This is a genomic window from Flavobacterium sp. I3-2, from assembly GCF_013389595.1.
In the GTDB taxonomy this organism is placed as follows: Bacteria; Bacteroidota; Bacteroidia; order Flavobacteriales; family Flavobacteriaceae; genus Flavobacterium.
In genome coordinates, this window is sequence record NZ_CP058306.1 from 2,674,281 (window position 1) to 2,688,775 (window position 14,495).

The window sequence follows — 14,495 nt, forward strand, 5'->3', positions numbered from 1 at the left end:
GATTGGTTATTTATTAATAATACATTATTTGTTTTTTAAAATAGTTACATTGACTTCATAATCTGTAATACTCAATTCGATTATTTTGTTATCTTTTTTCCAAGTTATAGTTTCACGATATTCAGATTTTTCATGATTTATTGGTTTTCCAATATAATTATCTAAATATTTATTTAGTTCATTGAAACGATTTTTATTTATTGAATTACTCTGAAATTTTGTATTTATATAATCTTCAAAACTCTGATTTGGTTTATCCATTTTCCATTCAAACTGAATCAATATTATTTCTTTGTTATTTTTTTTGTAGTAATAAGATGTATATAGCTTATGATTTGGTAACTCAATTTTACTATAAATTCTAGGAGTTTCTATGGTATTTTTATCTAAGTTATCTAATAAATAATGGTCAATTTTACGATTTTGAGCTAAATCTACTGCCTTAATATACTTTTCAATTTCATCAATATCTTTAAGTTTTAAAGATTCAAAACCTACATAATAAACATTAAAAGTATTTTTAAACCAATCCATCATATCTTTAGATGACAGTTTTGGTGCCTTATTTGAATTTATAAATTTTTTAATTTCAATTTTACCATTTTTAATTTCAATAAATCCAAATTCTCCTTCATTTTTGGTCATAAATTGAATTATTTGTTTTTCGTTAACAATTGGCATTCGCCAATCATAATAAAATTGTAACGGTTTTATATCCTTTGAAAATTCATGTGTTTGAATAAAATTTTGATTTTCAATAAAGCCAACTTTTGTAGAAATTGAATCTTTATAAATATGAAATAAACTATCGTTTGAAACGAATGATGTTAAAATTTGAGTATTATCATCTGAAAACTCATCATAATCAAATTCAATTAAAGTTTTTGCTCCTAATGTAGAAAAGCTTCCTTCTTTGTAATAAAATTTATCATGAAGTATTTTTTCAAGATTATAATTTTTATCACTTTTCTTTAATTTAGTTGGATTTTCAATTTGATAAACCGCATTTTCAGTAGTTACATAATAAATGTTTTTTATTTTATTGATAATTGGAGCGTGTCCGTGCATTTCATATTGTAGATTTGTTTTTAAATCTTTAAACCAAATTGTTGAACCCCATTCTCCGAAGTCTAAGGAATAAACTTCAAAAGCTTTATCTTTATAAAATGAATCTGAACCTTCTTTAGTTTTTGTCCAAGTTTTACTATTAAAATCTAAATAAAAGGTTTGGTTATTGTTATATTCGGTAGTAAAAATAGTGTCGTTTTTTACATACAAATCATAGTAAAATGTTTGTAGTTCGTCTGGAACTTCAATCTTGCTTTCTGGTTCACCTTTTTCATTTAAAATGTAAAATGTACTTGTAAATTGCGTATTATAAAGGTCGTTATAGTTTCGAAAAAAGCAGTAATATTTTTCTTTATATTTTACCGATGGTCCAATTGAACCGAAAATATCAATTTCATTTTCTGAAGTTTTTGAATTTTGTGAATTGCATCCAACATTTAAAATGAATAAACAAAGTATTAAGAGAGTTTTCATGGTCAAGTTTTGCTCTAAAATATAAAAAAGCTTTATTAGTTTATCTAATAAAGCTTTTTATTTAATCGCAATTCACATCAAAAAAATAATATCCTTCTAAATCATCATACTGAGAACAATATCCTTCACGTGTACCCAAAAGTCTATAGGTTTGAACATCGTCTTCATTGACAATTATTTCATAAACTTCACAACCGCAATCACCTTTGGTATCACAAGCGAAAAATAATATCGGACTTAATAGTAAAAATACCTTTTTCATAATTCATACATTTTTTTTCTATAATAACAAATATCATTCCGAAAAATTAAATCATTTCAGAAACTTCTTTTCTTAAACGCGTTTTAGCTAGGTCAACCACTGTATTATTTTCAGATTTACTTAATAATTTCATACGTAAACCATCAGCATCTACTACATCATTCTTTAATGAAGTTTTTAATATTTCTTGAATTACTGTATTTTTGGCTGTTGTTATTAAAGCCCAACTTTCTTCAGAAACATACAATTGTTGCGATAAATTAAAATCATATTCTTGTTCTATGTTTTGAATCAAAAAATTAGCGTAATCTTGTTTTAAGTTCGAAATAGGTTGAACACGCGATAACAACTTAGGTAAATCAATGCGCTCCATTAAAATAGTTAAACGTTCATAAGCTTGTAACGATTGTGGAGTTGCTTGACGTTTTGGTTTACTTTCTTCTTGAAAGAAATTTGGCTGTTGAAAATGTTTAGGTTTTCTGTTTTTATTAATTGCTTTGTCTAAGAAATAATAAATTACTACAATTATAATTAATCCTAAAAGAATGATAGCTGATTCTTTAATGTCCATTGTTTTTATTTTTTTCGAAATTAAGAATATTCAAACATTAAACAAATATTAATTTGTGAATATTAAAAAACTTGTAATAACCATAATGTAGTAGTAAATTTGATTTTTTGAAATTAGAAAATATGGAAGCATTAATAAATCAGTTAAATGAAGCTCAACGAGCACCTGTTTTACAGAAAGATGGCGCAATGATTGTAATTGCAGGAGCCGGTTCAGGTAAAACAAGGGTTCTTACCCTTCGAATTGCTTATTTAATGCATCAAGGAATTGATGCGTTTAACATTTTATCGTTAACCTTTACGAATAAAGCGGCGCGTGAAATGAAAGAACGTATTTCTAAAATCGTAGGTCATTCTGAGGCTAAAAACCTTTGGATGGGAACTTTTCACTCGGTATTTGCTAAAATTCTTCGTGCGGAATCTGATAAATTAGGTTATCCTTCTAATTTTACGATTTATGATTCTCAAGATAGTCAACGATTAATAGGTCAAATTATCAAAGAAATGCAATTAGACCGTGATATTTATAAACCAAAAGAAGTTTTAAATAGAATTTCTTCTTATAAAAATAGTCTCATTACAGTTCGTGCTTATTTCAATAATCCCGAATTACAAGAAGCTGATGCAATGGCTAAAAAACCGCGTGTTGGTGATATTTATCAGCAATATGTAGAACGATGCTTTAAATCGGGGGCGATGGATTTTGATGATTTATTATTAAAAACCAACGAACTTTTAACGTTGCATCCAGATGTTTTATTAAAATATCAAAACCGTTTTAGATATATTTTGGTTGATGAGTACCAAGATACCAACCATTCGCAATATTTGATTGTAAAAGCGTTGTCAGACCGTTTTCAGAATATTTGTGTAGTTGGTGACGATGCACAATCTATTTATGCATTTCGTGGAGCGAACATCAATAATATTTTAAATTTCCAGAAAGATTATAAAGGAGTTCAAACTTATCGATTGGAGCAAAATTACCGCTCTTCTAGAAATATTGTAGAAGCGGCAAATACCATCATCGATAAAAATAAAACCAAATTAGATAAAGTGGTTTGGACAGCAAATCCAGACGGACCAAAAATTAAAGTACATCGTTCGATAACCGATGCCGAAGAAGGACGTTTTGTTGCAAGTACCATTTTTGAAGAAAAAATGATGCATCAAAAAATGAATGGAGAATTTGCGATTCTTTACCGTACCAATGCGCAATCTCGCGCAATGGAAGATGCTTTGCGTAAACGCGATATTCCGTATCGTATTTATGGCGGATTGTCGTTTTATCAACGTAAAGAAATAAAAGATGTTCTAGGTTATCTTCGAATGGTAATTAATCCAAAAGATGAAGAAGCTTTGGTGCGAATCATCAATTTCCCAACACGTGGAATTGGAAATACAACAGTAGAAAAATTAAACATTGCTGCGAATCATTACAAACGAAGTATTTTTGAAGTAATGGAACATATCGATAAAATTGATTTAAAACTTACCGCAGGAACTAAAAATAAAATCAACGATTTTGTTACTATGGTTAAAAATTTCCAGGTAATAAATGAAACTCAAGACGCGTATTATTTAGCTGATTATATTGTTAAAAAAACGGGGTTAGTTCAAGAATTAAAAAAAGATGGAACACCAGAAGGTATTGCTAAACTTGAGAATATTGAAGAATTATTAAATGGTATTAAAGATTTTATCGAAGGTCAAAAAGAAGTTGATGGTGCGCGTGGTGCATTGTCAGAATTCATGGAAGATGTGGCACTTGCAACCGATTTAGACAATGATAAAGGTGATGATGACCGCGTGGCGTTAATGACGATTCACTTGGCAAAAGGATTAGAATTTCCAACTGTTTTTTGTGTTGGAATGGAAGAAGATTTGTTTCCGAGCGCCATGAGTATGAATACGCGTAGCGAATTAGAAGAAGAACGTCGTTTGTTTTACGTAGCCTTAACTCGTGCCGAACATCAAGCGTATTTAACTTATGCACAATCTCGTTATCGTTGGGGAAAACTTACAGATTGTGACCCGTCGCGTTTTATTGAAGAAATCGACCCACAATATTTGGAGTTTTTAACGCCTCCAGAAAAAAATTATAGATACAAATCAAGTATCGATTCGGATATTTTTGGAGATGTTGATAAATCTAAATTCAGACAAACTAAACCGATTTCAGGAACACCACCAAAATCGTTTTCTGAAATTAACAATAAATCAGAAGGTCCGCAAATTCGTAAGTTAAAAGAACTTTCAAAAGCTATTTCTTCAACACAAGGTAAAGCTGATACTTCTGGTTTAGAAAAAGGACAAACCGTTATGCACGAACGTTTTGGAAGAGGTCAAATTTTAAATTTAGAAGGAATAGGGGCAGATAGAAAAGCCGAAATTCATTTTGAAGTTGGCGGAATTAAAAAATTATTACTTCGATTTGCTAAGTTGAATGTAATTTCGTAATTTTTAGTAAAAAAAATGTTATGGCACAGTTTATTAAAATTTATCCAGAAAATCCCAATCAAAAAGAAATTGATAAGGTTGTTAAAGTTTTACAAGATGGCGGATTGATTATATATCCGACCGATACTGTTTATGGTTTAGGTTGCGATATCACGAATACAAAAGCGTTAGAAAAAATTGCTAAAATTAAAGGTGTTAAGCTTGAAAAAGCTAATTTTTCATTTGTTTGTAGTGATTTAAGTAACATTTCTGATTACATCAAACAAATTGATACCAGTACGTTTAAGATTTTAAAACGTGCTTTACCAGGGCCATATACGTTTATTTTACCAGGAAATAACAATCTTCCTAAAGAGTTTAAAAAGAAAACGACAGTTGGAATTCGTGTTCCTGATAATAATATTGTTATTGATATTGTAAAGAAACTTGGAAATCCAATTGTTTCAACTTCTATCTATGATGAAGATGAACTTTTGGAATACACAACCGACCCTGAATTGATTTTTGAGAAATGGCAAAATATTGTCGATTTGGTTATTGATGGTGGTTATGGTGATAATTTTGCTTCGACAGTTATTGATTTATCAGGTCATGAACCCGAAGTTATTCGTGAAGGAAAAGGTAGTTTAGATGTCTTATAATATTTAGCTTCTATTTTTTTAGAAGCTTTTTTATTTTATCCATTCTGAAATTAGTTCTTCATTTTCAGTCAAATTTCCAATCATAAAAGTTTTAGTACTTCTTAAAGCAATAGAATTATCAATTTCTTCTTTAATAACTCCCTCGTTGTCGATATAATTTGAATGTAAAAAATAAATTTTATTTCCCGATTTCAATACAAATCCAGTATGAAAATCTAAACCGATAATAAAAACACTTTGGTCAGGTTGATTGTTGATATAATCTTTTAATTTACTAAAATCTCCAAATCGCTTGATGTTTACACAAAGCTGATTAATCATTTTAGAAGAAACTTCTTGAGCTAATTTTACACGTTCAATTTTAAAATCAACATCTGAAAGTGTATTTGTTACAAAATAACCACAAGCAATCGTTCCTTTGTTTGGAATTCTTGTTGTTCCATTGAAATTCCATTTTGTACCAATCCAATATTCAGGAATATTTTTATTATAAATTTCAAACAAAAAGTTCTTAGCTTCACTAATATTTGTAAAATTACTTTTCTGATTTTTTACTTGTTTTAAATAATCGGAATATAAAATTGAATCTTTTTTAAAATCGTAATGATCAATTATTTCAACTTTACTTTTATTGGATTCTGTTTTAGAATTTTGGATATAAAAAATTGAACCTATTCCCATAAAGAGAATGGATACGATGATTAAAGATTTATTTTTCATAAATAGTTGGTTGGAAATAAGTTTAAGAATCTCTTAATTCATCAAGTACAATGAAACAAGAATAGCAATAATAATGAGTACAATAATTATAAGATTTCCAGAATTTTTTGTTTGAATAGTTATTGGATTTGCGTTTCTAGAGTTTTTACTATGTGAAGATTCATTTTTTTCTTCAAAAAATGACTTTTCATATTCTTTAATTCTTTCGTTATTAGTCATGATTCTTTTTACATTTTGCCACAAAGGATGATTTGGGTCAACATAAGTTCCAAGTTCATCATTATCGAAATATTTTACTTGAATAGTATTATTTTGCATTTTGATTTGAACTCTTTCTTGTCTAGAAACATTAAAATTCACACTTTCATTTTGATTTCCTGAACTGTAAAAATCTATAAAATCTTTGGCATCTTTTAAACCCATATTACATTTATCGATAATATATTTTATTGCTTCGATTTTACGATTTTCAATTAGTAGATTATCAACGATTTCTAAATCTATATCTACATTATTTAATGTCATTTTTTTTTGATTCATACTTGATTTACTTTAAAATAGTTGGTTGACGAAAGAAAAATTAAAAGATTACGATTCAATTTGTAATGAAATGGTAATTTGTCCTGCTTTATTTTGATACAATTCAATTCCACTTAATCCTAAATCTGATATATCATGTCCCCAAATTCCATATTTTCCATCGGTCTGATTTCTGTTAATTAAACCAGTTCGTTGTTCTAAAGGAATCGTTTTTGTTTTTGCAGAAGCTTCTTCTTCATTATAAATTTCAATGTATTTTTTACTGATTATTAAAATTAAATCTTTACGAGAAAATCCATTCACATTTGTAATTTCGATGATAGCTGGATTGTTTAATGGATAATCAATTATCAATTTAGCTGAAGTTTGTTTAATTAAAATTTCATCCGGATTTACCAATCGCGAAATTTCATTTGGTGCATGTTCGATGCTAATCCAAGGTATCAATTCATTTCCCCAATTTGCAATCTCTTTTTTATTTGGTTTTAGATTAATCGAAAAATCGGCAATCAATTCGCCTGCATCAGCATACGTTTTATCGTAATTTTCAATTTGCTTTTTTTGAATTGATTCTATGGAATCTATTTCATTTTTCGTTGTTTTTTTGTTACAACTAAAAAAACTAATTGTAAATAATAGTAGAATTAAATGTATGGATTTCATTTTGATGGAATTTAATTACTTTAAATGTAGCTTTTTTTTGTAAATAATGAAGTGTATTTTTGATTAAATTTTAGTAAATTCATAAAAAGTTATGTTTTTATTTAACCAAACAAATTTTAAAATGAATCAGATTTCTAGTCTTTTTAGAATTCTTCTGATTTTGAAAATTTCTTTTTTATTAATCAGTAGTAATAAACTTTTAGATAATCTATCCGAAAGTCAATGGAAACAGGAAGCAAAACAAGAAATTCCTGAGAAAAATAAACAGCTTGTTAGAATTGTCAAACAATACGGTCCCGAAATTTCATCAACTTATAAAAAAGCAGTTTGTACCGAATTAGTTATTCAGGTTCTAGAAAAGATGCAACCTTTGAATAAAGATGATAAAAAACGAATTCGAATCATTACAAATGAAGATATTCAAACATTATTAAAAGCGAATTCAAATGTTCCCAAAGGTGTATATTATGCCTTAATTAAAAAAGGAATCGGAATCTCAATTGATGATAAAAATGAAGTTCTTGAAGGCGATTTAGTTCAATTTTGGACATCAACTTGGGGACATTGCGGAATTGTAAAAAGTATTGATTTAAAAACGAATACAATGCAATTATATTCTTCTTTTCCATCTACTTCAGGATACGGAATTCAAACTTTTGATATTCCAAAAAACGCATTTTTTGTTAGATTGAAATAAGCATAAAAAAAATCCGATTTAATACTTTAAAATCGATATGCCCCAATAAGTAACTAACTTTTTGGGGCATGTTTATTAATAAACTTATTGAGTTTTTTTATTTTTTTATGATTTTTATGAATTGTTTTTTAGCTGCTGTTTTAAGTTGTAATATATAATTTGATGAACTTAATTCAGATAAATCAATTTCTACATGTTTGTCATCAGTTTGAAAAGTTTTAACTTTTTTTCCTAATAAATCATAAACTTCAATTTGAACAATGTTTTCGAAATATTCAATATTTAATTTATCATTAACTGGATTTGGATAATATTTTAATTTCTCCAAATCAAATTCATCATTAGATAAATAAACATTAACTGTAATCGCTAAGGGCGTACTTCTACAGCCGTTTGCGCCAATCACAACTGCATAATACGTTGTTCCATTTACAAGTGGCAAGTTTGGTGAAAGTGGATTTGTACCTGTCAACGCATTTTGTTCAGAAATGTAAAAAACAGCTGTTGATGGATTAATTATAATTTGACTTATTAAAGAACCTTGAACAAATGACTGTGGAGAAACTCCAGTTGGGGACTGAGGAATTAAATCAGGAGCTTGAATTGTTATACTAGTACTTGTAGTACAATTGTTAGCATCTTTAATGATAACAGTGTATTCACCTACAGTTAAATTTGTTCTATCTTCGGTTGTAAAGCCATCGTTCCAAATAAATGTATATGGTGGTAATCCATTTGTTACAGTTAAATTAATTGCACCACTTGATATTGAATTACAACTTACATTTGTTTTTGCTACAGTAAAATTAATAGCACAAGTTTTTTCATATGCTCCAATATCAATTATTTGATTTACTAAACGAGGATTTCCTAATATATCAGTATCTACGAGTAATGTAGTTCCGTAAATTATATTATCTCCTGCATTTATAGCAGGACTATTGCTTTGTAATGAAAAATCGTTTAATGCAAAATTTGTAAATAACGGGTTAGTATCTAAATTATTTCCATTGTTTATTCCAAAAGTTGCATTCCAATTATTACTTCCGCCACTTCCTTGAATTAAACTGTTTTTGCAAAATAAGTTATTTGGATTGTCTGCCAATATATTATTAATATTAGTTTGATTAGAATTGAAATTGTCCCAAATAATCGTATTATTTATAAATGTGGTAACATAAGAATCATTTCTAATTGCTCCTCCGTAATTTGCTCTGTTTTTACTAAAATTTGAATTCGTAATAGTTGTGTTATTCGTTTCTATGTTATCGATTGCACCTCCAAAAGAAGCAGAATTTAGTAAAAACGTTGAATTTATTATATTTAATAAAGTATTTCTATTGTGAATTCCACCTCCAAAATTAGCAGAATTTTCAATTAATTTGGTATTAGAAATATTCATTGAACTAAAATAATTACTTATTGCTCCTCCATAATTTCCTGAATTAGAATTGAAAATAGAGTTTGAAATATTTAAAGAACTTTGTTTATTACTTATGGCTCCACCATATTGTCCTGAATTACCAATAAAGTTTGAACTTATTAATATTGTTGAAGAATTTTGATCATTTTGTATTGCACCACCACTATAAACACCTGAATTATTAATAAAACTTGAGTTTGTAATAGTTGGGGTTGAGTTTACATTATAAATTCCACCACCATAGAAACTTGCCGCATTGTTTTCAAAAGTCGAATTTGTTATTGAAGCATTATAATTATTTAAATAGATTCCACTACCTTGATTACTATTATTGTTCTTAAAATTACAATTTAAAATATTAATCAAAAAATCCGAAGTTTCTGATATTGGTTTATTTGCATACATTCCTGCACCATATTTTGCATAATTTTGAATCAGAATATTATTTGAAAAAATTAAATTACTTTTAATAACATAAATACCTCCACCTTGCGAATTTACTATAGAATTAGCATTTACAATTAATGATCCGTTTTCAGTTCCATTTCCGTCCTTTATAGTAAAACCATCAACAACAGCATTACCTAAATCTCCAGAAGCTATTAAAACATGATTTGTATTATCAAGAGAATCATTTAAAATTCCTATATCTCCTGATAAGATAGTTACGTTTGTAGATGAATTTAAAACTCTTTGTGTTAAGGCAGTTTCATTTCCAGCAAATCCACCATAGATAGATACATTTTTCACCAGTAAAAAACTATTTTTTCGACCTTGATTTGTACCAAAATTTGCACCATCTTGAGGAGAATATTTTGGTTTATAAGAACCACTTGAAATCCAAATTTGTAATGGCGTATTATTGAAATTGGCTTTATTAACATGCGCCCATTTTAATGCATCAGCTAATTCAGGAATCGCATTATTCCATGATGAGCCATTTCCAGAACCTGTTGCATTCTTTTTTACATAAAGGATATTATTTGCACCTGGTACATATTGTTGTGCGAGAACAATGTGTTTTGAACAAAAAAGAAATAAGATAATTAAACATAAATTTTTCATAGTATTTTTTATTATAAGTGGTAAATGCTTTTTAATTAAATATAATTAGGTATAATAATTTTACAACACACACATATTGGTATATTTATTTTGTAAAAATATACAAAAAAAGCAATTTATTAAGATTTTAAATTGTATTTAATACAACAATTTAACTTAAAGTGTAAAATATTTTAAGATTTGAATTTTAGATAAGCAAAACAATTTTTGAATAAAAACAAACAAAAAAAATTAAAAATATTAAAAAAGAGGAAATTTCAAATAATTAAAATTTCCTACTTTTATTTATTTTTTTATGATTTTGATGAATTGTTCTTTTGATTCGGTCTTCATTTGAATCATGTAAGCTGCAGAGGTCAAATCAGATAAATCAACTTCGATATTTTGATTATTTGTATTTAATGATTTAACTTTTCTTCCTGTTAAATCATAAATCTCAATTTGTACAATTTTCTCGAAATATTCGATATTTAATATGTCATCAACCGGATTTGGATAATATTTTAATTTATCCATATCAAACTTGTCATTCGTTAAATAAACATCTACTGTAATTGGCAATGGCAAACTTGGACATCCGTTAGTTCCAATTACAACAGCATAATAAGTTGTGCCATTCACAAGTGGTGTATTTAATGGTAATTGATTTGTGCCAGTACTTGCATCTACTTCAGTTAAATAAAAGACCGATGATACTGGATTAATTATAATTTGATTTAATTGCGAACCTTGTACAAAAGATTGAGGAGAAATTCCAGTTGGACTATTTGGTGTATTGGCAATTGTAACTGTAATTTGTTTACGATTACTCTCACAATTATTTACTGTTTGCGTTGCAAAATAGTTTCCAGAAGCTAAAGCTGTAGTAGCTGCTAATGGCGTAGTTGATGTTGCAGAGCTATACCATTTAATCGCAGTTCCTGTTGCTACTAAATTAGAAACTTTTGCATTTTGACTTGAGCAAAACATTTGATTCGACGTCGTTGGTAAAGCTGTATTGATAATTGTAACTGTAATTTGTTTACGATTACTCTCACAATCATTTACTGTTTGCGTTGCAAAATAGTTTCCAGAAGCTAAAGCTGTAGTCGCTGCTAATGGCGTAGTTGATGTTGCAGAGCTATACCATTTAATCGCAGTTCCTGTTGCTACTAAATTAGAAACTTTTGCATTTTGACTTGAGCAAAACGTTTGATTCGATGTCGTTGGTAAAGCTGTATTGGCAATTGTAACTGTAATTTGTTTACGATTACTCTCACAATCATTTACTGTTTGCGTAGCAAAATAGTTTCCAGAAGCTAAAGCTGTAGTAGCTGCTAATGGCGTAGTTGATGTTGCAGAGCTATACCATTTAATCGCAGTTCCTGTTGCTACTAAATTAGAAACTTTTGTATTTTGACTTGAGCAAAACGTTTGATTCGATGTCGTTGGTAAAGCCGTATTGGTGATTGTAACTGTAATTTGCTTACGTGTACTTTCACAATTATTTACTGTTTGCGTTGCAAAATAGTTTCCAGAAGCTAAAGCTGTAGTAGCTGCTAATGGCGTAGTTGATGTTGCAGAGCTATACCATTTAATCGCAGTTCCTGTTGCTACTAAATTAGAAACTTTTGCATTTTGACTTGAGCAAAACATTTGATTCGACGTCGTTGGTAAAGCTGTATTGATAATTGTAACTGTAATTTGTTTACGATTACTCTCACAATCATTTACTGTTTGCGTTGCAAAATAGTTTCCAGAAGCTAAAGCTGTAGTCGCTGCTAATGGCGTAGTTGATGTTGCAGAGCTATACCATTTAATCGCAGTTCCTGTTGTTACTAAATTAGAAACTTTTGCATTTTGACTTGAGCAAAACGTTTGATTCGATGCTGTTGGTAATGCTACTACAGTTGGCTGATTAATTGTGACAGAGGTAGCTACCGTACAACCATTTGCATCAGTAATAGTAACTGAATAAATTCCCGCACTCAAATTACTTCTATCTTCTGTAGTTATTCCATCATTCCAAGAGTATGAATAAGGAGTAACTCCTCCAGAAATAGTTAGATTTATAGAACCACTTGAGGCTGAGCTACAATTCACATTAGTACTGGCAACTGATAAAGTAACTCCGCAAGTTTTTTCATGAGCACCTAAATCTATAATTCCATTTATTAAACGTGGATTACCTTGTAAATCAGTATCTGAAAGTAATGTTGGACCATATAGAGCATTACTACCGGCATTTACAGCTGGACTATTATTTTGCAAAGTAAAATTATTATTTGAATAATTTGTAAATAATGGATTTGTATCTATATTATTTCCATTATTTGTACCAAAAGAAGTATTCCAGTTAGTACTACCTCCACTACCTTGGATTAAACTGTTTTTAAAAGTCAAATTGCTGTTTGGTACTTTATAAATATTATTAATATTACTTGGAGTATTGTTATAATTTCCCCAAATAATTGAATTATTAATAGAAACATTCGAGTCTATTTCTAAATATAAAGCTCCTCCATTTCCATTATTTTTACTAAAAGTAGCATTTGTTATTTTAGTTATAATATTATTATTTGTTAAAATTGCGCCACCTTGTGTAAGTGCAAAATTATTTCTGAAAATAGAATTTAAAATTTCTACTGTAAATTGGGATTGAGTATTAAAAAAATTGGAATTATAGATTGCTCCCCCAAATTCAGAAGAATTATCAATAAAAGATGAATTTGAAATGTTTAAATTGGAACTGTTCTTGATTGCTCCGCCAAAAGTGCTTGAATTATTAATGAACTTACATTTTGAAATAGTAGTTGTACAAACAAAACCAATTTGCATAGCCCCTCCAAAACTGGCAGTATTTCCATTGAAATTACTGTTTGTAATATTTACAACAGATTCTTTTATATTTATTCCACCTGCAGAATCTCCAGTGTTATTGTTAAAATTTGAATTTATTATATTTATTTTATAATTATTTACAGCTATACCTCCTCCATAGTTTGATGATGAATTATTAATAAACGAAGAGTTTGAAATTGTAACCAAGAAATCTATTACAGTTCCAATTGATTTATATGTAGCAATTCCTCCACCTGATTTGGCAAAATTATTCTTAAAAATAGAATTCGTAATAGTCAATGAAGAATCGGAAATGCTAAGTCCAGCACCTATTGAATGATCAATTAATTTATTATTAACTTGTATATATAAATTTTGGTTTGCATTACCTTCTTTTATAGTAAAACCATCAATAAGTGCAGAACCTAAATCTCCCGAAGCTATTAATACATGGTAAGTATTATCTAAAGAGTCATTCAAAATTCCAATATTACCAGATAAATTTGTTTCGTTTACTGGTAAAGTCAAATTTCGCTGAGATAAAATTGTTTCATTTCCTGAGAATCCACCATACATTTTAACATTTTTCACCATTAAAAAGCTATTTTCTCGGTTTTGATTTGTACCAAAATTTGAACCATCTTCTGGTGAATATTTTGGTTTGTAAGTTCCTCCAGCAACCCATATTTGCAATGGAGTATTATTAAAATTAGCTTTATTAACATGCGCCCATTTTAATGCATCTGCTAATTCTGGAACTGCATTATTCCAAGAGTCGCCATTTCCAGAACCTGTTGCATTCTTTTTTACATAAAGGATGTTATTTGCTCCTGGTACATATTGTTGTGCGAGAACGATGTGATTTGAACAAAAAAGAAATATAAAAATTAAACAGATTTTTTTCATAATATTTTTGTTTATAAGTGGTTTGTTTTATTAAAAAAAATAGAAATCAGTATAAAAATAAATATAAATTTTTATATAATACTAGTTTTTTTAACTAAAAAAAATAATTTATTGTCGTTATTTTATTTTAATTCATTTGTTTTTTAAATTTTAATTTATAAAATACAATTAAATATTCTATAAAGG

11 protein-coding genes are annotated in these 14,495 nt (G+C 28.4%); 3 read left to right on the forward strand and 8 right to left on the reverse strand.

All coding sequences use genetic code 11. From position 1 onward, the window contains the following. Positions 1–24: 24 nt before the first annotated feature. The 3 genes from HW119_RS12800 to HW119_RS12810 form a co-directional block, all read right to left on the reverse strand. Positions 25–1,542, reverse strand: a complete 1,518-nt coding sequence (locus HW119_RS12800; RefSeq protein WP_177764986.1) for a hypothetical protein — start codon at positions 1,540–1,542, stop codon at positions 25–27. A 61-nt stretch (positions 1,543–1,603) separates the two neighbouring features. After that, positions 1,604–1,804 carry a hypothetical protein gene (locus tag HW119_RS12805; RefSeq protein WP_177764988.1) on the reverse strand — a complete coding sequence of 67 codons (201 nt, stop codon included), beginning with the start codon at positions 1,802–1,804 and terminating at the stop codon, positions 1,604–1,606. Between the two features lie 46 nt (positions 1,805–1,850). Next, positions 1,851–2,375, reverse strand: coding sequence for a hypothetical protein (locus tag HW119_RS12810; protein WP_177764990.1), 525 nt, complete (start codon positions 2,373–2,375; stop codon positions 1,851–1,853). Positions 2,376–2,497: 122 nt separating this feature from the next. Here HW119_RS12810 and HW119_RS12815 point away from each other — a divergent pair, with 122 nt between their 5' ends. Both HW119_RS12815 and HW119_RS12820 read left to right on the forward strand, forming a co-directional pair. Further along, positions 2,498–4,834, forward strand: coding sequence for an ATP-dependent helicase (locus tag HW119_RS12815; RefSeq protein WP_177764992.1), 2,337 nt, complete (start codon positions 2,498–2,500; stop codon positions 4,832–4,834). A gap of 20 nt (positions 4,835–4,854) precedes the next feature. Then, complete coding sequence (locus HW119_RS12820; protein ID WP_177764994.1) at positions 4,855–5,475, forward strand: L-threonylcarbamoyladenylate synthase; 621 nt, start codon at positions 4,855–4,857, stop codon at positions 5,473–5,475. Between the two features lie 30 nt (positions 5,476–5,505). Here the strand turns inward: HW119_RS12820 and HW119_RS12825 are convergent, their stop codons facing one another. The 3 genes from HW119_RS12825 to HW119_RS12835 all read right to left on the reverse strand — a co-directional run bounded on the left by HW119_RS12825 (position 5,506) and on the right by HW119_RS12835 (position 7,398). Then, positions 5,506–6,195 (reverse strand): hypothetical protein, encoded by a 690-nt coding sequence (locus HW119_RS12825; RefSeq protein WP_177764996.1) that lies wholly within the window; start codon positions 6,193–6,195, stop codon positions 5,506–5,508. Positions 6,196–6,228: 33 nt separating this feature from the next. After that, positions 6,229–6,720, reverse strand: a complete 492-nt coding sequence (locus HW119_RS12830) for a hypothetical protein (protein ID WP_218620360.1) — start codon at positions 6,718–6,720, stop codon at positions 6,229–6,231. Between the two features lie 63 nt (positions 6,721–6,783). Then, positions 6,784–7,398 carry a hypothetical protein gene (locus tag HW119_RS12835; protein WP_177765013.1) on the reverse strand — a complete coding sequence of 205 codons (615 nt, stop codon included), beginning with the start codon at positions 7,396–7,398 and terminating at the stop codon, positions 6,784–6,786. A 121-nt stretch (positions 7,399–7,519) separates the two neighbouring features. Here HW119_RS12835 and HW119_RS12840 point away from each other — a divergent pair, with 121 nt between their 5' ends. Next, positions 7,520–8,095 carry a hypothetical protein gene (locus HW119_RS12840; protein ID WP_177765015.1) on the forward strand — a complete coding sequence of 192 codons (576 nt, stop codon included), beginning with the start codon at positions 7,520–7,522 and terminating at the stop codon, positions 8,093–8,095. Positions 8,096–8,192: 97 nt separating this feature from the next. Here the strand turns inward: HW119_RS12840 and HW119_RS12845 are convergent, their stop codons facing one another. Both HW119_RS12845 and HW119_RS12850 read right to left on the reverse strand, forming a co-directional pair. Then, positions 8,193–10,583 (reverse strand): T9SS type A sorting domain-containing protein, encoded by a 2,391-nt coding sequence (locus HW119_RS12845; protein WP_177765017.1) that lies wholly within the window; start codon positions 10,581–10,583, stop codon positions 8,193–8,195. A gap of 285 nt (positions 10,584–10,868) precedes the next feature. Beyond that, positions 10,869–14,309, reverse strand: coding sequence for a T9SS type A sorting domain-containing protein (locus tag HW119_RS12850; protein WP_177765019.1), 3,441 nt, complete (start codon positions 14,307–14,309; stop codon positions 10,869–10,871). Positions 14,310–14,495 lie beyond the last annotated feature (186 nt).

Bases quoted from the DNA above. Each gene is read 5' to 3' on its own strand.
- HW119_RS12810 (WP_177764990.1), bottom strand. From the start codon at position 2,375: ATGGACATTAAAGAATCAGCTATCATTCTTTTAGGATTAATTATAATT.
- HW119_RS12800 (WP_177764986.1), bottom strand. From the start codon at position 1,542: ATGAAAACTCTCTTAATACTTTGTTTATTCATTTTAAATGTTGGATGC.
- HW119_RS12820 (WP_177764994.1), top strand. From the start codon at position 4,855: ATGGCACAGTTTATTAAAATTTATCCAGAAAATCCCAATCAAAAAGAA.
- HW119_RS12805 (WP_177764988.1), bottom strand. From the start codon at position 1,804: ATGAAAAAGGTATTTTTACTATTAAGTCCGATATTATTTTTCGCTTGT.
- HW119_RS12825 (WP_177764996.1), bottom strand. From the start codon at position 6,195: ATGAAAAATAAATCTTTAATCATCGTATCCATTCTCTTTATGGGAATA.
- HW119_RS12850 (WP_177765019.1), bottom strand. From the start codon at position 14,309: ATGAAAAAAATCTGTTTAATTTTTATATTTCTTTTTTGTTCAAATCAC.
- HW119_RS12835 (WP_177765013.1), bottom strand. From the start codon at position 7,398: ATGAAATCCATACATTTAATTCTACTATTATTTACAATTAGTTTTTTT.
- HW119_RS12845 (WP_177765017.1), bottom strand. From the start codon at position 10,583: ATGAAAAATTTATGTTTAATTATCTTATTTCTTTTTTGTTCAAAACAC.
- HW119_RS12830 (WP_218620360.1), bottom strand. From the start codon at position 6,720: ATGACATTAAATAATGTAGATATAGATTTAGAAATCGTTGATAATCTA.
- HW119_RS12840 (WP_177765015.1), top strand. From the start codon at position 7,520: ATGAATCAGATTTCTAGTCTTTTTAGAATTCTTCTGATTTTGAAAATT.
- HW119_RS12815 (WP_177764992.1), top strand. From the start codon at position 2,498: ATGGAAGCATTAATAAATCAGTTAAATGAAGCTCAACGAGCACCTGTT.